This window comes from Burkholderia contaminans, assembly GCF_029633825.1.
GTDB lineage: Bacteria > Pseudomonadota > Gammaproteobacteria > Burkholderiales > Burkholderiaceae > Burkholderia > Burkholderia contaminans.
This window is the reverse complement of the sequence record NZ_CP090640.1, coordinates 817,561-837,354: the sequence shown is the minus strand read 5'-3', so window position 1 is coordinate 837,354 and position 19,794 is coordinate 817,561. Positions and strand designations below refer to the sequence as shown.

At 69.0% G+C, this 19,794-nt stretch carries 19 protein-coding genes and 1 pseudogene; 7 read left to right on the top strand and 13 right to left on the bottom strand.

The annotated features are described in order from the left end of the window. Positions 1-4: 4 nt before the first annotated feature. Positions 5-748 (bottom strand): SDR family oxidoreductase, encoded by a 744-nt coding sequence (locus LXE91_RS03930; protein WP_278068115.1) that lies wholly within the window; start codon positions 746-748, stop codon positions 5-7. 13 nt (positions 749-761) lie between these two features. On the opposite strand from LXE91_RS03930, the gene LXE91_RS03925 reads away from it, so the two are divergent. Next, positions 762-1,955 carry a class I SAM-dependent methyltransferase gene (locus tag LXE91_RS03925; protein WP_039355360.1) on the top strand — a complete coding sequence of 398 codons (1,194 nt, stop codon included), beginning with the start codon at positions 762-764 and terminating at the stop codon, positions 1,953-1,955. Between the two features lie 11 nt (positions 1,956-1,966). Continuing rightward, a complete protein-coding gene (locus LXE91_RS03920; RefSeq protein ID WP_039355363.1) occupies positions 1,967-2,161 on the top strand; it encodes a DUF2905 domain-containing protein in 195 nt (64 codons plus the stop codon). 22 nt (positions 2,162-2,183) lie between these two features. Here the strand turns inward: LXE91_RS03920 and LXE91_RS03915 are convergent, their stop codons facing one another. The 6 genes from LXE91_RS03915 to LXE91_RS03890 all read right to left on the bottom strand — a co-directional run bounded on the left by LXE91_RS03915 (position 2,184) and on the right by LXE91_RS03890 (position 9,381). After that, positions 2,184-2,405 carry a hypothetical protein gene (locus tag LXE91_RS03915; RefSeq protein ID WP_039355365.1) on the bottom strand — a complete coding sequence of 74 codons (222 nt, stop codon included), beginning with the start codon at positions 2,403-2,405 and terminating at the stop codon, positions 2,184-2,186. A gap of 101 nt (positions 2,406-2,506) precedes the next feature. Beyond that, the gene (locus tag LXE91_RS03910) at positions 2,507-3,415 is read right to left on the bottom strand and encodes a carbohydrate kinase family protein (protein WP_039355366.1); all 909 of its coding nucleotides are present in this window, start codon (positions 3,413-3,415) and stop codon (positions 2,507-2,509) included. Continuing rightward, positions 3,412-4,692 carry an AGE family epimerase/isomerase gene (locus LXE91_RS03905; protein WP_039355369.1) on the bottom strand — a complete coding sequence of 427 codons (1,281 nt, stop codon included), beginning with the start codon at positions 4,690-4,692 and terminating at the stop codon, positions 3,412-3,414. Before LXE91_RS03905 ends, LXE91_RS03910 begins: the two co-directional genes overlap by 4 nt. Further along, positions 4,689-5,708: a LacI family DNA-binding transcriptional regulator gene (locus LXE91_RS03900; RefSeq protein ID WP_039355370.1), complete on the bottom strand. Its 1,020-nt coding sequence runs from the start codon at positions 5,706-5,708 to the stop codon at positions 4,689-4,691. The genes LXE91_RS03905 and LXE91_RS03900 overlap by 4 nt, the downstream gene beginning before the upstream one ends. A gap of 363 nt (positions 5,709-6,071) precedes the next feature. Further along, positions 6,072-7,910 (bottom strand): EAL domain-containing protein, encoded by a 1,839-nt coding sequence (locus LXE91_RS03895; protein ID WP_046196342.1) that lies wholly within the window; start codon positions 7,908-7,910, stop codon positions 6,072-6,074. 439 nt (positions 7,911-8,349) lie between these two features. After that, complete coding sequence (locus LXE91_RS03890; protein WP_039346494.1) at positions 8,350-9,381, bottom strand: bile acid:sodium symporter family protein; 1,032 nt, start codon at positions 9,379-9,381, stop codon at positions 8,350-8,352. Positions 9,382-9,728: 347 nt separating this feature from the next. On the opposite strand from LXE91_RS03890, the pseudogene LXE91_RS03885 reads away from it, so the two are divergent. From LXE91_RS03885 to LXE91_RS03875, 3 genes and pseudogenes are all read left to right on the top strand, one after another. Continuing rightward, a pseudogene (locus tag LXE91_RS03885) lies at positions 9,729-10,225 on the top strand (peptide-binding protein). 343 nt (positions 10,226-10,568) lie between these two features. Continuing rightward, entirely contained in the window at positions 10,569-11,645 is a 1,077-nt protein-coding gene (locus LXE91_RS03880; protein WP_039346488.1) for a porin, read from the top strand. Between the two features lie 181 nt (positions 11,646-11,826). Next, complete coding sequence (locus LXE91_RS03875) at positions 11,827-12,789, top strand: LysR family transcriptional regulator (protein ID WP_039346485.1); 963 nt, start codon at positions 11,827-11,829, stop codon at positions 12,787-12,789. 97 nt (positions 12,790-12,886) lie between these two features. On the opposite strand, the gene LXE91_RS03870 is transcribed toward LXE91_RS03875, so the two are convergent. Beyond that, on the bottom strand, positions 12,887-13,846 hold the full coding sequence (locus tag LXE91_RS03870) for an NAD(P)H-dependent flavin oxidoreductase (protein ID WP_039346483.1): 960 nt from the start codon (positions 13,844-13,846) through the stop codon (positions 12,887-12,889). A 266-nt stretch (positions 13,847-14,112) separates the two neighbouring features. Here LXE91_RS03870 and LXE91_RS03865 point away from each other — a divergent pair, with 266 nt between their 5' ends. Beyond that, a complete protein-coding gene (locus LXE91_RS03865; protein ID WP_039346480.1) occupies positions 14,113-15,009 on the top strand; it encodes an alpha/beta fold hydrolase in 897 nt (298 codons plus the stop codon). A 53-nt stretch (positions 15,010-15,062) separates the two neighbouring features. Here the strand turns inward: LXE91_RS03865 and LXE91_RS03860 are convergent, their stop codons facing one another. After that, positions 15,063-15,554 carry an Lrp/AsnC family transcriptional regulator gene (locus LXE91_RS03860; RefSeq protein ID WP_011353413.1) on the bottom strand — a complete coding sequence of 164 codons (492 nt, stop codon included), beginning with the start codon at positions 15,552-15,554 and terminating at the stop codon, positions 15,063-15,065. A 112-nt stretch (positions 15,555-15,666) separates the two neighbouring features. Between LXE91_RS03860 and LXE91_RS03855 the strand changes: the two genes are divergently transcribed. After that, positions 15,667-16,569, top strand: coding sequence for a DMT family transporter (locus tag LXE91_RS03855; protein WP_039346542.1), 903 nt, complete (start codon positions 15,667-15,669; stop codon positions 16,567-16,569). Positions 16,570-16,833: 264 nt separating this feature from the next. On the opposite strand, the gene LXE91_RS03850 is transcribed toward LXE91_RS03855, so the two are convergent. The 4 genes from LXE91_RS03850 to LXE91_RS03835 are packed head-to-tail and all read right to left on the bottom strand — an operon-like array spanning position 16,834 to position 19,476. Beyond that, positions 16,834-17,046 (bottom strand): DUF1289 domain-containing protein, encoded by a 213-nt coding sequence (locus LXE91_RS03850; RefSeq protein ID WP_039346477.1) that lies wholly within the window; start codon positions 17,044-17,046, stop codon positions 16,834-16,836. Further along, the gene (locus LXE91_RS03845; RefSeq protein ID WP_039346541.1) at positions 17,043-17,549 is read right to left on the bottom strand and encodes a YbaK/EbsC family protein; all 507 of its coding nucleotides are present in this window, start codon (positions 17,547-17,549) and stop codon (positions 17,043-17,045) included. The genes LXE91_RS03850 and LXE91_RS03845 overlap by 4 nt, the downstream gene beginning before the upstream one ends. Positions 17,550-17,575: 26 nt before the next feature. Next, positions 17,576-18,508: a hydroxymethylglutaryl-CoA lyase gene (locus LXE91_RS03840; protein ID WP_039346473.1), complete on the bottom strand. Its 933-nt coding sequence runs from the start codon at positions 18,506-18,508 to the stop codon at positions 17,576-17,578. A gap of 26 nt (positions 18,509-18,534) precedes the next feature. Next, entirely contained in the window at positions 18,535-19,476 is a 942-nt protein-coding gene (locus tag LXE91_RS03835; protein ID WP_039346470.1) for a 2-hydroxyacid dehydrogenase, read from the bottom strand. Between the last annotated feature and the right edge of the window lie 318 nt (positions 19,477-19,794).

The following is a 19,794-nucleotide window of genomic DNA, read 5'->3' as shown; positions in this document are numbered from 1 at the left end:
CAGTTCATTCATTCGGGCCGGCGGCGGGCGGCACGAGGTGCTCGCCGCCGTCGACGGTCAGCGTCGCGCCGGTGACGCCGGGCGCGCTCGCGAGATAGCAGGCGGCTGCCGCGATGTCGTCCGCGTGCGGCGCGTGGCCGCGCACGAGTGCCGCGACCCGCACCTTCGGCGCGAGCGCCAGCGCCAGCGCCGACGTCGCGCGGTTCAGCGCGGCCTGCATCAGCGCGTGCGACATCTGCGCCGGTGCCGGGTGAAACAGGGCCTGATCCAGCACGTGGATCGCGCACGCGCGCAGCGCTTCGTGCTCGCGCGCGGCGTCGGGCGTCGCATCGGCGAGCGCGCGGGCCAGCGCGAGCGGCGCCGTCACGTTGCGCGCGAGGGCGCCGGCGAGCGACACGCCGTCCACCGTGTGCGCGTCGTCGGCGCCGGCGCTGGCACTCACGAACACCGCGCACGCGGGCCGGCCGAGCGCCGCGCCGCACGCGGCGACGAGTCCGGCGGCGTCGGCCTCCGGGGCCAGATCGGCGTCGAGCACGACCGCGCGGCGGCCGAGCGCAGCGACTTCGGCGACGAGTGCGTCGGCCGCCGCATGCGGCGTGCCGTGGCTGCGCTGCAGCGCGACGTCCCAGCCGCGCCGGGCGAATCCCGTGGCGAGCGCACGACCGATCGACGCGGCGTCGGCTGCGCTGCCCAGGGCACCTGTGACGAGCGCCACGCGCTGGGTCGACGTATCGGCTGAAACGGTCATTTACAATGCCGGGATGAACCCGAAAGCTCACGAACCCGCTAGTTTACCTGCTCCCGGCCCTGACGCGCTCGCGCAGTCCGAAACCCTCGCCGCGCAACTGCGCGACGAGATCGCGGCGGCCGGCGGCTGGCTGCCGTTCGACCGCTTCATGGAGCGCGCGTTGTATGCGCCCGGCCTCGGCTATTACAGCGGCGGCGCGCGCAAGTTCGGGCGCCGTGCCGATGACGGCAGCGACTTCGTCACCGCGCCCGAGCTGTCGCCGCTGTTCGCGCAGACGCTCGCGCAACCGGTCGCGGAAGCGCTCGCGGCGAGCGGCACGCGCAGCGTGATGGAATTCGGCGCCGGCACGGGCAAGCTCGCGGCCGGGTTGCTCGCGGCGCTCGACGCGCTGGGTGTCGAACTCGACGCCTACCTGATCGTCGATCTCTCGGGCGAGCTGCGCGAGCGGCAGCGCGACACGATCACGGCCGCCGCCCCGGCGCTCGCCGCGAAGGTGCGCTGGCTCGACGCGCTGCCCGAGCGGTTCGACGGTGTCGTGGTCGGCAACGAGGTGCTCGATGCGATGCCGGTGCGCCTGTTCGCGAAGGCGGGCGGCGCATGGCACGAGCGCGGTGTTGCGCTCGACGCGCGGCAGGCGTTCGTGTTCGAGGACCGGCCGGCCGCACCGGCCTGCCTGCCGCCGGTGCTCGCGGGCCTTGACGATGCGGCGGACGGCTACGTGACCGAGACGCACGAGGCCGCGCTGGCGTTCACGCGCACCGTCTGCACGATGCTCGGGCGCGGTGCGGTGCTGCTGGTCGACTACGGCTTTCCCGCGCACGAGTACTACCACCCGCAGCGCGACCGCGGCACGCTGATGTGCCACTACCGTCACCACGCGCACGACGATCCGTTCCTGTACCCGGGGCTGCAGGACATCACCGCGCACGTGGAATTCACCGGCATCTACGACGCGGCTGTGGCGACTGGCGCCGATTTGCTCGGTTACACGTCGCAGGCGCGCTTCCTGCTGAACGCGGGCATCACCGACGCGTTGTCCGCGATCGATCCGTCGGACATCCACGCCTTCCTGCCGGCCGCGAACGCGGTGCAGAAGCTGATTTCCGAAGCCGAGATGGGCGAGCTGTTCAAGGTGATCGCGTTCTCGCGCGGCATCGACGGCACACTCGACGCGTTCGCGCGCGGCGACCGCTCGCACGCCCTCTGACGGGAGCCGACATGCTGCGCTGGCTGATGACGTCGTTCGTCGCGGTGATGATCCTGACGCGCTGCTGGCCGTGGCTCGGCAAGCTCGGCATCGGGCGGATGCCGGGCGACGTCACGCTGACGCTCGGCGGGCGGCGCTACCCGTTCCCGTTCATGTCGACGCTGGTGCTGACGATGCTGCTGTCGATGGTGGCGCGGCTGCTCTGAGCCGCGCCTGAATGGCGGCGCGCTACAGCTCGATTTCGCCGAGGATCCGGTGCGCGAGCGCCTTCGCCTCGTCGAACGCTTCCTCCTCGCTGGGGCTCGTCGAGTGGACGTCGTAGCGCGTGTTCTCGGTATCGTCCCCGTCGTCCCGCGCGAGGATCACGTAACCCTGGAACTGCCCGTTGCCCACTTGCTGGGTATGCGCCTTGGCCGTGTAGATGCCCTTCGTGAACGTGTTGGTGTCCATCGTGCTCTCCCGCAAAAGGACACTTCATCGTAGCACTGCGGCGCAGCATGTACAGCGCCGCTTATCGGTGACCGAACGGGCTCCGGTCGCCCTCCGTCCCGTCATCGTTCGATCAGTGCGACGACCTCGTCGAGCGTCGGCGCGTGCGCGCCCGTATGGCGGCACGCCGCGGCGCCCGCCGCCAGCGCGAACACGAGATGCTCGCGCCACGATCGCTGCGGCGCGGCCATCAGGCTGAACAGCATGCCGCCGATCGACGCGTCGCCCGCGCCGACGGTGTCGGCCACCTCGACGCGCGGCGGGCTGGCTTCGTGCATGTCGCCGTCCGCATAGAGCGTCGCCGCCTGTGCGCCGCGCGTGACGAGCACCGCCGCGCGCGGGTTCAGCGCGCGCACCGCGCCAATCGCGTCGGGGCCGTCGCCGCCGAACAGGTGCCGCAGGTCCTCGTCGGACACCTTGATCAGGTCGGCGAGCGCGGCCATCTTTTCGAGCGTCGGCCGGAACGCGGCCGTCATCAGGTTCCGGACGTTCGGGTCGAAGCTGATCTTCACGCCGCGCGCGTGCAGGTCGGCCGCGAGCGCGGCCAGCGTGCCCGCGAGCGGTTCGCGCACGAGGCTGATGCAGCCGAAATGCGCCCATTGCACGTGGTCGGTCCAGCCGGCCGGCAGTCGCGCCGGATCAAACGCGAGATCCGCGCTCGCTTCGCCGATGAAGAAGTACGCGGGCGGGCGGGTCTCGTGGACGATCGCGAGCAGCGGCGGCCGCGCGACGCGCTGCAGGAAGCGCAGGTCGAGCCCCGCCGCTTCGCTCGTGCGCCACAGCACGTCGGAGAAGCAGTCTTCGCCGATCGAGCCCGCGAGCGCGCTCGGCACGCCGAGCCGCGCAACCGCGCGCGCGACGTTCCAGCCGGCGCCGCCCGGCACCGAGGTCCATTGCGCGTCACCCGCGCGCACCATGTCGGTCAGGATGTCGCCCGCCGACACGAAAGCCGGAAACGTGCCGCCGCTCATTGCGTCGGCTCGCTGCGCTGCGCACGCGCGAGGGTCGCGAGCACGTCGTAGCACGCGCCCATCGTGTGATAGTCGGTCTTGCCGGCCGGGCTCTTCTCGTCGCTGTACTTGCGGTTGTCGCAGGTGAGGATGCGGTACCACGCGCCGTAGCGGTGATCGACGAAGTGCGCCCAGCTGTAGCGCCAGATCTCGTCGTACCAGTCCCAGAAGCGTTCGCTGCCAGTGCGCGCGCCGAGCATCGCGGCGGCCGCGAAGGTTTCCGCCTGCACCCAGAAATACTTGTTGTGGTCGCAGATCGTGAAGTCGGGGCCGAAGCCGTAACACAGGCCGCCGTGATCGGTGTCCCACGCGTGCGTGAGCGCGGCGTCGAACAGCTCGGCCGCGCGCGGCACGAGCCAGTCGAGCGGGCGGTGCCGCTCGAGGATCAGCAGCAGCTTCGCCCATTCGGTCTGGTGCCCGGGCTGGAAGCCCCACGGACGGAAGATGTTCGAGCTGTCTTCCTTGTTGTAGTCCCAGTCGACCGACCAGTCCGCATGGTAGTGCTCCCACACGAGCCCGCCCGACAGCGCGGCCTGGCGCTGCGTCACGTGGGACGCGAGCTTTTCCGCGCGATCGAGGTACGTGAGGTGGCCGGTCGCCTCGTACGCGGCGAGCAGTGCCTCCGTCATGTGCATGTTCGCGTTCTGGCCGCGGTACGACGACACGACCCAGTTCGGCGTCGCGTCGTCCGCATAGAGGCCCGCGGCCGCATCCCAGAAACGGTGCTCGGCGAGCTCGAAGGTGGCCGCGATCAGCGGGCGGGCCTCGTCGATGCCGGCCATCGTCGCGTGCGCGGCCGCGAGCAGCACGAACGCGAGCCCGTAGCAGTGGCGCGTGCCGTCGAGGGTCGAGCGCTTCGCGCCGTCGCGCCAGTCGAGTTCCCAGTCGTAGCCCTGCCGTTCGTCGTCCCAGTGCGCGTCGCGCAGGAAGCGCAGCCCGTGGCGCGCGTATTCCAGGTGGCGCGGATCGCCGAAATGCCGGTACGCCATCGCGTAGTTGAAGACGAACCGGCAACTGCTGACGAGGTGGCGCGACGTGCGGTTGTAGATGCTGCCGTCGTCGCGGAAGTAGTGGTAGAAGCCGCCCGTCGGGTCGAATGCGTTCGTGGCGTAGAAGCGCAGCGTGTCCTCGATGTGCGACAGCAGGAACGACGGGTCGCGAAAGCTCGCGACGAACGGCGCGGCTTGCGTGTGGGCGGCCGGCGCGGCCGTGCAGGGTTGGACCGGGGGCATGTTCATGATTCGGTGACCGTGGCGGTATCGAGTGCCGGGGAGCCGGCGGGCTGGCTGCTGGCCCGCACGATCAGCTCGACGGGCAGGGAAATCTCGGTGCGCTCGGGCGCTTCCGCGAGCAGCAGCTCGACGCCGCGGCGGCCGAGCGCCTCCTTGTCGACCGCGAGCGTCGTGAGCGGCGGGCTCGCGTGCGCGGCAGCGGGGATGTTGTCGAAGCCGACGATCGCGATGTCGTCGGGAATGCGCAGCCCGCGCGCGGTGCACACGCGCTGCGCGGCGAGCGCGGCCGCGTCGTTGTACGCGAAGACGGCTTCCGGGCGCGGGCCCGGCGCGTCGAGCAACTGCTCCATCGCCCGCGCGGCGCCGGTGTCGGGATCGAGCCCCGCATCGATCGTCACTTCGTACGCGGGATCGAACAGCCGCCCGGCCTCGAAGAACGCGCGCCGGTAGCCGATCGCGCGCTGCGCGATGCTGTAGTGCGCGGGCGAGCCGCCGATGAACGCGATCCGCGTGCGGCCGGTGGCGAGCAGGTGGCGCATCGCGAGCGCCGCGCCCGTCGCGTTGTCGATGTTCACCGAGCGCAGCCCGGGCGCCCATAGGTCGATCAGCACGAGCGGGCGGCCGGTCGCGGCGAGCGCCTCGATCGTCTCGGGCTCGATGAAGCCGGCCACCGCGATCGCGTCGGGCGCGTGCGGGCGCATCTGGCGCAGCACGTCGTCGTTCGGCCCGACCGTGAGCAGCGTCGGCACGATGCCACGCTCGCGGCACGCGTCCTCGACGCCGTGCAGCACGTGCGAGAAGAACGGGCTGGCCGGAAAGCGGTTGTGCTGGCGATGCAGCAGGAAGGTGAGCCGGCGGATGCGCGGCCGCAGTTGCGCGGGATCGTAGCCGAGCCGCTGCGCGATCTCGACGATGCGCGCACGCGTGGCTTCGGAGAGGCCCGGCTGGTTTTTCAGCGCGCGGGAGACGGTGCCGATCGAGACCTCTGCCGCCCGCGCCACATCGCGAATGGTCGTACCCATCGTTCGGGGTCCGGTTTGTTTAGGGTGAAAGCGATTGTATAGTAAAACGTATTGCGGAATTCGGGCCGGATAACCGGGGAATACCCGCAAATTCCCGGGTTTTAAGCGCTAATCTGCGAAAACGCCGTTACTAAAAATACTAAACAAAACGCGAAAAAGGCAAGGTGAACATGCGCGCGCCTCGCGAGCGGGAAACGGGCGGCAAGCGGGCTGGCTTCATGCGTTCGCCGGGCGGTGCCCCGATCGCCTCCGCGGGCCACCGCGAAGCCGGTGTGCAACTAACGGTCTGGTTGGCTGGCGGGTGAATGACCGCCATCGCCGCGCCGGGCGCCGCCGTGTCTGCAAGCGGCCGTCGCCCGCCGTTCAGCGGATTGCCACGGCCGGCGGCTCGCCGCGATGGCGCAGCGCGGCGCGGCCCGCGTCGAGGTCGACGACCGCGAGCCCGTCCGGCTGCTGTTTCGCCCGCCGCTTCGCGAGCGCGGCGACCGACGCGATCTCGTCGCTGCCGTAGCGCTTCGCGCCGTGCGCGCCGGGCGCCACGCCGACCGCGCCGATCGCCATCGTCACGAAGCCGAAGAACGCCGGGTTGCCGTGGCGATCCTCGCCGTGCAGCCCGCCCGCCTGCCGGTCGGCCTGCGTGTAGAAGAGCTGCGCGCCTTCGTTGAAGCGGGCGATCGCGTCGGCGGCGCGTTCGCGCCAGTCGTCGCGCTGGAACAGCACGAGGAAATCGTCGCCGCCGACGTGCCCGAGAAAGTCGCGCTGCGGGTCGCACACGCCGGCCAGCACCGTCGCCGCGAACTTCAGCACCTCGTCGCCCTGCCAGTAGCCGTACTGGTCGTTGAACGGCTTGAACTGGTTCAGGTCGACGTAGCACGCATGAAAACCGGCGTCGCGCTGGAGCAGGCGGTCGATGTGCGCGCTGATCGGGATGTTGCCGGGCAGGAACGTCAGCGGATTCGCGTAGCGCGCGGCCTCGATCCGCATCTCGGTCACCGCGCGCACCAGGCTCTCGCCGGTGCCGAGCCCGACGTAGCGGCCGTGCTCGGTGATCACGAAGCCGTCCGCGAGATAGCGCTGGTCGTGGCTCGCGAGCAGCATCGCGAGCTGCTCGAAGGTCGTCGCGTTGTCGATCATCAGCGGCGCATCGTTCGCGAACTGCAGGCATGGCTTCTTTCCGAACACCTCGCGGTGGTACGGCAGTGCGAAGCGGTCGATGAAGCCGCGGCGATTCACGAGCGCGACGGGCCGCCCGCGTTCGACGAGCGCGACCGCATGCAGGTCGGGCATCCGGTTGAACAGGTCGAGCACGTCGTTGCTGGTCGCGTCGCGCGGCAACGCCGGCGCCGGCACGAGCATCTTTCCGGCGATCGTGCCGGCCGGCCGCACCGAGCGCGTCGCGCCGGGAAACACCGCGATGTGCGGCGCGCGGATCGCATCGCGCGCGGCCGGCGCGACGACCCGCGACGGCTGCGCGTTGGGCCGACCGAGCAGGAAGCCCTGCACGCAACAGATGCCCATGTCGCGCACGACGATCAGGTCGCATTCGTTCTCGATGCCTTCCGCGATCAGTTTCGCGCCGCTCGCCTGCGCGAAGTGCTGCATCGCCTTCACGGCTTCGAACTTCAGCGGGTCGCGCGCGATGTCGTGGATGAAGAAGCGGTCGATCTTCACGACGTCCGGATTCAGGCGCAGCCACAGGTTCATGCTCGCGTTCGCGGTGCCGTAGTCGTCGAGCGCGAACTGGATGCCGGCGTCGCGCAGCGAGGCGACGGCCGGCCCGATCTGGGCGACGTCGGGAATCGCATTCTGCTCGGTCAGCTCGATCACGATGCGCTCGGCGCCGATCCGCGCGCGCACGAGGAGCTGGCGCGCACGCTCGCGTTCGCTCGCGAGCTTCAGGATCGTCCCGGCGCTGAAGTTGAGGAACAGCTTGCCGTCGCAGCCGAGCGCCGCGAACGCGTCGAGGCAGGTGAGCGCGGCCGCCTGTTCGAGCGCGATCGTTTCGCCTTCGCGCGCGGCCTGCGCGAACAGCGCGGCGGGCGGCTCGAGGTCCGTGCCGTGCGGGCCGCGTATCAGGCCCTCGTAGCCGACGACCGTCCCCGACCCGAGATCGACGATCGGCTGGAAGACGGCGGCGAGCGCGCGATCCGCGATCAGGCGCGTGATGCTGACGGCAGCGGAGTCGGGGTGGGGCGCGGGCATGGGCGAGGGCAGCCGAATCGACAGGACGCCCGACTTAACGGCATCGCCCGCGGAGAATTGAATGAAGATTTCGTGACGCGATGGGCGCTGATGGTGCATCGCGCTTGGAATGGCGGTGCGATGCGAAGGGCGGGAAGGCGGGAAGGCGGGAAGGCGGGAAGGCGGGAAGGCGGGAAGGCGGGAAGGCGGGAAGGCGGGAAGGCGGGAAGGCGGGAAGGCGGGAAGGCGGGAAGGCGGGAAGGCGGGAAGGCGGGAAGGCGGGAAGGCGGGAAGGCGGGAAGGCGGGAGGGCGGGAAGGCGGAAGGCGGAAGGCGGAAGGCGGAAGGCGGAGGGGCGGAAGGGCGGAGGGGCGGAAGGGCGGAAGGGCGGAAGGGCGGAAGGGCGGAAGGGCGGAACACCGGGACGGCACCACGCGCGGACCATCCCGCCGCCCTGCTCGTCAGCGCTTGCCCGCGCTCAGCGCGCCGGACGCCGACGTCGCGCCGCCCTCGTCATGCTCGCCGCTCATGTCGCGCGCGCCCCAGCGCTGCGCGAGCGCCGCGCACGCCATCAGCTGGATCTGGTGGAACAGCATCAACGGCAGCACGATCGCGCCGACCGCGTTCGCCGAGAAGATCACCTTCGCCATCGGCACGCCGGCCGCGAGGCTCTTCTTCGACCCGCAGAAGATGATCGTGATCTGGTCGGCGCGGTTGAAGCCGAGCCGCTTGCTGACGAACGCGGTCAGCAGCAGCGCGATCGCGAGCAGCACGAGGTTGACGACGAGCAGGCCGCCGAGCGCGCGCGGCGGGATCTGGTGCCACAGGCCTTCGTTGACGGCCTCGCTGAAGGCGACGTAGACGACGAGCAGGATCGAGCCCTGGTCGACGAAGCGCAGCACGCCGCGGTTGCGGTCGATCCAGCCGCCGATCACGGGCCGCAGCAACTGGCCGGCGATGAACGGCACGAGCAGTTGCATCACGATGCTGCCGACGGTGCTCCACGGCGACGCAGCGGCCGCCGACTGCGACGTGATCATCAGCCCGACGAGTGCCGGCGTGACGAAGATCCCGAGCAGGCTCGACGCGGATGCCGCGCACACGGCGGCCGGCACGTTGCCCTTCGCGATCGACGTGAACGCGATCGACGACTGGACCGTCGACGGCAGCGTGCACAGGAACAGCACGCCCGCATATAGCGTCGGCGTGACGAGCGGCTGCAGCACGGGTTTCAGCGCGAGGCCGAGCAGCGGGAACAGCGCGAACGTGCTGAGCAGCACGACCGCATGCAGCCGCCAGTGGGTCGCACCCGCGATGACGGCTTCGCGCGACAGCTTCGCGCCGTGCAGGAAGAACAGCAGGCCGACGGCGATGTTGGTCGCCCAGTTGAACGCATGGGCGGCCGCGCCGCGGCACGGCAGGAAGCTCGCGAGCACGACGGTGCCGACCAGCGCGAGTGTGAAGTTGTCGGGAAGAAAACGGGGACGGGCCATCGGGAACTCGATTCGGAAACGACGGAGGCGCGCGTCGCGCGCGCGGATGGCGCCATTGTCCCGGTCGGCGATTCACTACACAAATGCATTGTGTGAATCGATTGATGATCTGAACTCATGGGGGCGGCACTGATGCCACCGGGCCGACCGCGCGCAAAACGGCAGAAGAATGTTCTGTCGCGCTCGCGCCCGGAAGTGAAAAAACCTAGCAGTAACATGGTGTTACACCGATGCCGGCGACATAACACTTTTTGGCTCGACACGCTTTCGGCCCGCTCATAAATTACTGCTGAAAGCCTTGGGTCGGCCGAAAGGAGCCGGCGGCGGGCGTGGACAGGCACTGAACGATGACGGAACGGGTGAAACGGAAGATCGGACGATGGGTGGCAGGCGTGCTCGGCGCGCTGCTGTTGCCGCTCGCGCTCGCGCAACCGCCTCACGGCGGTCATGCGTTCGGTGGTCAGGGCTTCGGCGGCCACGGCTTCGGCGGCGGCGACATGCGCGCGTACGGTCAGCCGGCTGGTGGCGGGTCCGTCTGGCGCCGCGTGGCACCCCGCCCGGTGCACGCGCCGGCGGCGTGAACGGCTACGGCTCCCGCTGGGGGCTGCGGCCGACGCCGTCGTATGGCCATTACGCCGCGCAAAGCCCGTATCGTCCGATCAGCGCCGACGTGCGTCAGGTGCCGCGCCCGCCGGGCGGCGGCAACGTGCCGCTGCGTGCCGGTTCGATCCGCGCCGACGTCGCGCGCTACAACGAGGAGCGCGGCGGACGTCCGATGCCGCCGCCCCGCTCGCAGGACGAGCCTGCGCACTCGCCGTCTTTCTCCCCGTTCTACCGAAACTGAGCGCCCGCGCGCGTCCCTCCGCCGGCTGATGCGAATTCGCCACAGTCGCGCACAGATTTCCGCTGATTTTCCCGTCGCATTGCGCTATCTTTCGCGCCCGGCTCGCGTGTGCCACGCCGCCGCCCCGCCGCGCGACCGCGTTTGCGCGGGGCCGCCGACGGGTGCCCGGCCACGTATCGATTCCGCGAAGTTAATGCCGCCGCTATACCCGCAATAAGTGTGCGCAATTTTGACCGGACGAATGATCCGTAAAGATGGCTGCGCCCCATACGACGCAAGCACTCGGCTCCAAAAAACAACGCTCGCGCCACTTATCGACTATTCGACAAAATCTGGAGATCCAATGAAAGCATTCGCTCGCCGTGCGTCGCGCACGTCCGTCAAGCTGATCGCCGCGGCCGCCTGCGTGGCGGCTACCGCTCCCGCCCATGCACAGTCGAGCGTGTCGCTCTACGGTCAGGTCGACGAATGGGTCGGCGCAACCAAGTTCCCGGGCGGCGACCGCGCGTGGAACGTGAGCGGCGGCGGCATGTCGACGTCGTACTGGGGCTTGCACGGCGCCGAGGATCTCGGCAACGGCTACAAGGCGATCTTCACGCTGGAGAGCTTCTTCCGCGCGCAGAACGGCCAGTTCGGCCGCTTCCAGGGCGACACGTTCTTCGCACGCAACGCGTACGTCGGCATCGATTCGCCGTACGGCACGGTGACGGCCGGCCGCCTGACGACGCACCTGTTCCTGTCGACGATCCTGTTCAACCCGTTCTACGACTCGTACACCTTCTCGCCGATGGTGTACCACGTGTTCCTCGGCCTCGGCACGTTCCCGACCTACCCGAGCGACCAGGGTGCCGTCGGCGATTCGGGCTGGAACAACGCACTGTCGTACACGTCGCCTTCGTTCGGTGGCCTGAATTTCGGCGCGATGTACGCACTCGGCAACCAGGCCGGCGACAACGGCTCGAAGAAGTGGAGCGCGCAGTTCAACTACGCGAACGGCCCGTTCGCGGCGACCGCGGTCTACCAGTACGTGAACTTCAACAACGGCCCGCGTGACCTGAGCGCGCTGGTGGCCGGCATGAAGAGCCAGGGCATCGCGCAAGTCGGCGCGACCTACGACCTGAAGTACGTGAAGCTGTTCGGCCAGTACATGTACACGAAGAACGACCAGGTTGCGGGCAGCTGGCACGTGAACACCGCGCAGGGCGGTGTGTCGGTGCCGCTCGGCGTGGGCAACGCGATGGCATCGTATGCGTACTCGCGCGATTCGGGCGGGCTCGACCAGACGCGCCAGACCTGGGCCGTCGGCTACGACTATCCGCTGTCCAAGCGCACGGACGTCTACGCTGCGTACATGAACGATCACATCAGCGGCCTGTCGAACGGCAACACGTTCGGCGCCGGCATCCGCGCGAAGTTCTGACGCGCACGCGCGAGCGGCGCGCCGGACGCGCGCGAAAAGCGCGTCCGGACTGCATGTTTTTCCGCCAAAACGGCGCTGCGACCCCGCGGCGCCGTTTTGCCTTTCTTGACCTTTCTGTTTCCCCGCCTTTGTTACCCTATCTCGTAATTGGACCATTCCCCCGTCATTACGAGCTAGTTCGATGGATACCCTCGTCAGCATGAATGTGTTTCGCTACGTCGTCGAAGTGGGCAGCTTCGTCGGCGCGGCCGAGCGCATGCAGATGTCGGCTGCGATGGCGAGCAAGCACGTGATGCATCTCGAGCAGCAGCTCGGCGCACGGCTGCTGCATCGCACGACACGACGCGTCGCCCCTACCGAGGCGGGACGCGAATACTATGAGCGCCTCGTGCAGGCGCTGTCGGAACTCGACGAAGCCGGGCAGGCCGTCGGCGCCGCGAGCGTGGTGCCGCAAGGCAGGCTGCGCGTCACGTCGCTATCGGCGTTCGGGCTGCGGCACGTGATGCAGGCCGTCACCGATTATGCGGGCCGGTTCCCGGACGTGACCGTCGACATGACGCTGTCCGATCGCGTGGTCGACCTGATCGAGGAAGGCTACGACGTCGCGGTGCGCGCGGCGCCGAACGGGCTGAAATCGTCGTCGCTGGTCGCGCGGCAGATCGCGACCGCGCACATCCTGCTGGTCGCGTCGCCCGAGTATCTCGAGAAGCACGGCACGCCCGCGACGATCGGCGATCTCGCGCACCACAACTACCTGCGGCGCGACTCGAATTCGACGATGCTCGACTCGCTGGTGATCGACGCGGCCGCCGCGTCGCGCGTGAACCTCAACGGCAACCTGATCGTGAACCATCTCGAAGGGCTGCGTGCGGCCGTGCTCGCGGGCGCGGGCATCGCGCTGCTCGGCACCGAGGTGGTCGGCGACGACATCGAGTCCGGCCGGCTCGTGCCGGTGCTGCTCGATGCGGTGCCGCCGCACGAGGCGCCGATCTACGCGGTGTACGCGAGCCGTCGTCACGTGTCCGCGAAGGTGCGTTCGTTCGTCGACTTCCTGGCGGCGCGTTTCGAAGGGCAGTCGCTGTGCCCGTCGATCGAATCGCGCCTGCGCGTGCTGCCGATCACGCGGATGAAGCGCGCGGTCTAAGCCGTCTTTCCCGCAACAGCGGAGCAATGAAAAAGCGCGAACCGCAGCGGTTCGCGCTTTTTGTTTTGTCCGGCGGCATTCGCGCCGGCGGCGGCCGTCAGCGCGGAATGCCGAGCCGCGCCTTCGCGTCGTCGTACTCGCGCTTCAGGCGCTCGACGAGCGCGCCCACGCTCGGCAGGTCGTCCATCAGGCCGACGCCCTGGCCGGCGCCCCAGATGTCCTTCCACGCCTTCGTCTTGTCGCTGCCGAAATTCATCTTGGTCTTGTCGGATTCCGGCAGCGCCTCCGGATCGAGGCCGGCCTTCTCGATGCTCTCGCGAATGTAGTTGCCGTGCACGCCCGTGAACAGGTTCGTGTAGATGATGTCCGACGATTTCGCGTTCACGATCGCATGCTTGTAGTCGTCGATCGCGTGCGCTTCCTGCGTCGCGATGAAGCGCGTGCCCATGTACGCGAAGTCGGCGCCCATCGCCTGCGCCGCGAGGATCGAGCCGCCGTTCGCGATCGCGCCGGACAGCACGATCGGGCCGTCGAAAATCTTGCGGACTTCGCCGACGAGCGCGAACGGCGACGTCGTGCCCGCATGGCCGCCTGCGCCGGCCGCGACGAGGATCAGGCCGTCGACACCGGCTTCGAGCGCCTTCTGCGCGTGGCGCAGGTTGATCACGTCGTGCAGCACGATGCCGCCGTAGCTGTGCACCGCGTCGACGATCTCGCGCGCCGGTGCGCGCAGGCTCGTGATGAAGATCGGCACCTTGTGCTCGACGCACACGCGCACGTCATGCTCGAGCCGCGCATTCGACTGGTGGACGATCTGGTTGACCGCGATCGGGCCGATCACCGCGCCGGGATTTTTTGCCTGGTGGTCGGCGAGCTCGGACTGGATCTGCGTGAGCCACTCGTCGAGCAGTTCGGCCGGACGGGCGTTGAGTGCGGGAAACGAACCGACGATGCCCGCCTTGCATTGCGCGAGCACGAGTTCGGGGTAGCTGACGATGAACATCGGCGACGCGATGACGGGCAGCGTCAGGTTCTGCAGGACGGTGGGCAATGCCATGTGATGTCTCCAGTCTCCAGGGGCGCCCGCGCGGTCGCGCCGACGCCATGCTTTGCGGTCGAACGGTGATTCCAGTGTAGCTGCGAAACGAGGTCGTCCTTATTAATACGAACGATCGTGCGATTCTACGCGAGCTTAACAAAACGCGTGGTGTGCCGGCAATCGAGTGAGTGTTCTCTTTCTACGGATTCCGGCTGTTGCCCCGCTGTGCAGATGCACGAGCGCTCATAAAATAGCCGCCATAACAAACCAACGAGAAACAAACCATGTCGTTTGAGGCGTTTGCACCGTTTCGCGTGACGGTGCGGGACACCGACATCTTCGGTGTCAAAGGCGGCGCGGGTCCGCCGCTCCTGTTGCTGCACGGACATCCGCAAACCCACATGATCTGGCATCGCGTCGCCGCGACGCTCGCGAATCATTTCACGGTGATCGCCACCGACTTGCGCGGGTACGGTGCGTCGGGCAAGCCGCCGAGCGACGCGCAGCACATGCCGTATTCGAAACGGGCGATGGCGGCCGACCAGGTCGCCGTGATGCGGCATTTCGGCTTCGACCACTTCCATGTGTGCGCGCACGATCGCGGCGCGCGGGTTGCGCACCGGCTCGCGCTCGATCATCCGGACGCCGTCGAGCGGATGATGCTGCTCGACATCGCGCCGACACTCGCGATGTACGAGAAGACCGATCGCGCGTTCGCGACCGCGTATTTCCACTGGTTCTTCCTGATCCAGCCGGAGCCGCTGCCCGAGACGCTGGTCGGCGCGCATACCGATGCGTACATCGAGCGCGTGATGGGCAACCGGTCCGCCGGCCTCGCGCCGTTCGCGCCCGAGGCGCTCGCCGCGTACCGGGCCGCGCTCGCGCAGCCGGGCGCCGTGCATGCGATGTGCGAGGACTACCGCGCATCCGCGACGATCGATCTCGAGCACGACCGTGCGGATCTCGAGCGCGGCAACAAGGTCGCGTGTCCGCTGCGCGTGCTGTGGGGCGAGAACGGGATCGTCGGCCGCTGCTTCGATCCGCTCGCCGAATGGCGCCGCGTGGCGCGCGACGTCAGCGGCCGCGCGCTCGAGTGCGGGCACTACATTCCGGAAGAGGCGCCCGTCGCGCTGATCGACGAACTGCTGGCGTTCTTCGAGGCGCGCGACGCGGCTGCATGACGGCACGCGTGGGCATGCGTTAGCGCGGGCGGCACGGCCGCGTACCGGCTCGTTCAGCGGTGCGCGCCGTCGTCCTCGACGAGCGGCGGTAGCCGCCGCGGCACCGGTGTCGATTTGACGATCGCAGTGCTCGTCTCGGCGCGCTCCGTCACTTTCGACAGGATGTCGTCGAGGTGCGCGATCGTGCGCAGGTAGAGCCGGCAGATGAAGCAGTCGTCGCCGGTCACCTTGTCGCACTCCACGAATTCGGGAATCCGCCGCAGCATCTCTTCGACCAGATGCAGCTGGCCGGGCAGCGGCTTCACGCGAACGATCGCCTGCAGCGTGTAGCCGAGCGCGCGCGGGTCGAGCTCGACGGTGAATGCGGCGATCACGCCTTGCGCTTCGAGCCGTCGCACGCGGTCGGCGGTCGCGGGCGCCGACAGCCCGATCTGCCGGGCGAGTTCGCTGGTGGCGATGCGCGCGTCGTCGGCCAGCGCCGCGAGAATCGCGCGGTCGGTCGCGTCGAGCGACGCGACGGCGGGCGGGGAAAGGCGTTTCGGCATGATCGCTTTGCTTTCGAAGGTGAATCGGACGATTCACTTCAGTTTAGCCGTGGTTGCCGCGAAAGCAAGTTTCTAGAATCGAAGTCATCCACTCTTCCGAACGGGGTTCATGATGGCTTCGAATGAAATGCGCCGCGGCGCCGCCGAGATGGTCGTCGCGATGATGATGTCCGGCACGATCGGCTGGCTCGTGATGTCGTCGCAGCAGCCGCTGACGAACGTCGTGTTCTTCCGCTGCCTGTTCGGCGCCGCGACGCTCGCGATCGTCTGCGCGGCGTTCGGGTTCCTGCGCCGCGCGCTGTTCTCGCCGCGAATGCTCGCGCTGGCGACGCTCGGCAGCGTCGCGATCGTCGCGAACTGGCTGCTGCTGTTCGCCGCCTATTCGCGCGCATCGATCTCGATGGCGACCGCCGTCTACAACACGCAGCCGTTCATGCTCGTCGCGCTCGGCGCGATCGTGTTCCGCGAGCGGATCACCGCGTCGACGGTCGCGTGGCTCGCGCTCGCATTCGTCGGCCTCGTCGCCGTGGTGCGCGTCGAGCCGTCCGTGCTCGCGGTGCCGGGCGAATATCTGGAAGGCGTCGCGCTGTCGCTCGGTGCCGCGTTCCTTTACGCGATCTCGTCGATCGTCACGAAGCACCTGAAGGGCACGCCGCCGCACCTGCTCGCGTTGCTGCAGGCCGGCCTCGGGGTCCTGCTGCTCGCGCCGTTCGCACACTTCGGCACGTTGCCGGCGACTGCCGGGCAGTGGCTCGACCTCGTCGTGCTCGGCGTCGTGAATACAGGTCTGATGTATGTGCTGCTGTACGGCGCAATCCAGAAGCTGCCGACCGCGATGACCGGTGCGCTGTCGTTCGTCTATCCGGTCGTCGCGATCGTCGTCGATCGCGTCGCGTTCGGGCAGACGCTCGCGTGGACGCAGGTGCTCGGCGCGCTCCTGATCCTGCTCGCGGCGGCCGGCGTGAACCTCGGCTGGCGCATCGTGCCCGCGCGTCGCGCGGCCGTCGGCAACTGAAACGATCGTGCGATTCGGTGCCGCTGCGGGGCAGTGCAGCGGTTCGTCGAATGCGTATTTCAGGAGCGCGTATTGCGGGCAGACGATGCGCGCATGGCGAGCAAAAGCCGTGCGCGCGCACGCGTGGAAGACGCTGTAAGAAGTTGTAGGGAAACACCCGATGCGATGCGGCCGCGTCGCTCGTATGATGCGGGCTGTGACGTTGATCACGTTCACAGGATTCCGATCTCATGCCGTTCGCCCGCCAGGCTGAACGGCTTTTTTTTATGCGCCGCTCCTCGCCAGCAGGCGCCGCCGCGCATCGAGCCGCGCGAGCAACGCGCGCCTTGCGTCATCGTCCGACGCACGCCATCCCTTGATCTCGTCGCGCGTGCGCAGGCAGCCCGCACACCAGTCGGTGCGCGGATCGATCCGGCATACGTCGGTGCACGGCGACGCGACCGTGCCGACCGGCACCGACACCGGCACGTCGCTCATGCGGGCTCCCGCAGAGCGACGTCCGCGACCGGCGCGCCCGTCAGCGACACGAGTTCGTTCGGCGACAGGTTGAACACCGCGTGCGGATGGCCGGCGGCCGCCCACAGGCTGTCGAGTTCGAGCAGGTCGGCGTCGATCAGCGTGACGGGTTCGACGAGATGGCCGATCGGGCAGACGCCGCCGATCGCATAGCCGGTGTTGTCGCGCACGAACTTCGCGTCCGCACGGCCGACCGCGCCGACCTGCGCGGCGACCTTCTTCTCGTCGACGCGATTGACGCCGCTCGCGACCACGAGCACCGGCGCGCCGTCCGACTGGCGGCGAAACAGGATCGACTTCGCGATCTGCGCGACCGAGCAGCCGAGCCCGGCCGCGGCTTCGGCCGACGTCTTGCCGGTTTCGGCGAGCATCACGATGCCTTTCGCATGGCCGCGTTCGCGCAGCAGCAGCGCGACGCGTCGCGCGGAATCGGGGAGAGAATCGAATGAAGCGGGTGTCGTCATGTTGAGGAATCCATCGAATACCGGGGTCATGCGCAGTTCGCAGCGTCGGCCGCGCTCTGCGCCTTGGCGAGCAGTGCGCGACCGGCGCGCGACACGTTAGTGCGGCCGATCGCGTTCGAGATGAAGTCGCCGGCGGCGACGACCTGTGCGAGGTCGATGCCGGTGTCGATGCCGAGGCCCTGCATCAGGTACAGCACGTCCTCGGTCGCGACGTTGCCGGTCGCGCCCTTCGCATACGGGCAGCCGCCGAGGCCGGCCACCGACGCGTGGAAGATCTCGATTCCTTCGAACAGCGCCGCGTAGATGTTCGCGAGCGCCTGGCCGTAGGTGTCGTGGAAGTGGCCCGACAGGCGTTCGCGCGGGAACACGCGCGTGACGGCCGCGAGCACTTCGCGCGTGCGCTTCGGCGTGCCGACGCCGATCGTGTCGGCGATGTCGATCTCGTCGCAGCCGAGCGCCGCGAAGCGCTCGACCACGTCGACGACCGATGCGACAGGCACTTCGCCCTGGTACGGGCAGCCGAGCGTGCACGACACGCTGCCGCGCAGCCGCAGGCCCGCATCCTTCGCCGCCTTCGCGACGGGCTCGAAGCGCGCGATGCTTTCGGCGATGCTGCAGTTGATGTTCCGCTGCGAGAATGCCTCGCTCGCCGCGCCGAAGATCACGACTTCGTCCGCGCGCGCAGCGACGGCATTCTCGAAGCCCTTCAGGTTCGGCGTGAGCACCGAGTACACGGTGCCCGCGCGGCGCTCGATGCCGGCCATCACGTCGGCGCCGTCGGCCATCTGCGGCACCCATTTCGGCGACACGAACGACGCGGCCTCGACGTTGCGGAAGCCGGCGTGCGACAGCCGGTCGACGAGCGCGATCTTCACGTCGGTCGGCACGAAGGTCTTCTCGTTCTGCAGCCCGTCGCGCGGGCCGACTTCGACGATCTTGACGGCGGTGGGGAACGTCATGGTTGTCTCCTGATTTGCTTGTAGGTTCAGTAGCCGCGTGTGTAGTCGACGATGCCGCCGACGCGCTCGCCGCGCTCCAGTGCGCGGATCTTGCCGGCGATCTGGGCGACGGCTTCGTCGCGCAGCGTCTCGGCCGAGCTGTGCGGCGTGATCGTGATGCGCGGCGCGTGCCAGAACGGATGGTCTTCAGGCAGCGGCTCGCGATGGAATACGTCGAGCGTCGCGGCGGCGACCTGGCCGCTCGTGAGCGCGTCCAGCAGATCGGCTTCGACGAGATGCGCGCCACGCGCGACGTTGACGACATACGCGCCCGGCGCGAGCCGCGCGAACGCGCGCGACGACAGGATGCCGTCGGTGTCGGGCGTGCTCGGCAGCAGGTTGACGAGCACCTTCGCCCCGTCGATGCACGCATCGAATGCGCCGTCTCCGGCGAAGGTCGTCACGCCGTCGAGCTGCTTCGCGCTGCGGCTGTAGCCGCGCACGGGCAGGCCGAGCGCGGCGAGCGCGCGCGCGACCTGCGCGCCGAGCACGCCGAGTCCGAGCACGGCGACGGTGAAGCTCGCGCGCGCATGCGGTTCGAGCGGCTGCCAGCGGCGCTCGCGCTGCAGCACTTCGTATTCGTCGAAGCGGCGCAGGTAGCGCAGCACCGCGTGCGTCACGTATTCGACCATCTGCTGCGCCATGCCCGAATCTTCGAGCCGCACGAGCGGCACGTGCCGCGGCAGCGTGCCCGGATGCGCGTGCTCGAGCGCGAGCAGCGCGTCGACGCCGGCGCCGAGGTTGAAGATCGCGCGCAGGCCGTCGCGCGGGGCGAAGAATTCACGCGGCGCGCGCCAGACCAGCGCGTAGTCGGCGGCGGCCGTGTCGCCCGGCTGCCACGCGCGCAGTTCGGCTTCCGGCAGCGCATGCGCGATCTCGTCGCGCCACGCGCTGGCTTCCTGATGCGGGGAGTGGAACAGGATCTTCATCGGGTGACGGCGCGCGCGCCGGCGAGGCGCGTCACGGGAACGGCGAGAAGGGCCGGGCGCAGCGCGCCGGCGGGCGTAGCGGACATCGGACGTCTCCTGACGGCCAGGCGCCCGGCGCATCGGCGCCCGGCCCCGGTTCCATGTGAAGCTGACGGGAAGCCCACATTCTACGGTCTCGCGGCGCATCGCGCGTCGGTGCGCGGGGCGGGTAACCGCCCCGGATGGCCTGCCCCCGGATGGCCGGCCCAGGCAAAAGCAAAGCACAAAATATTGGTTCGGCCGCCGGGGGCGCCGCGCCACAATCGAATCCCGTCTTCA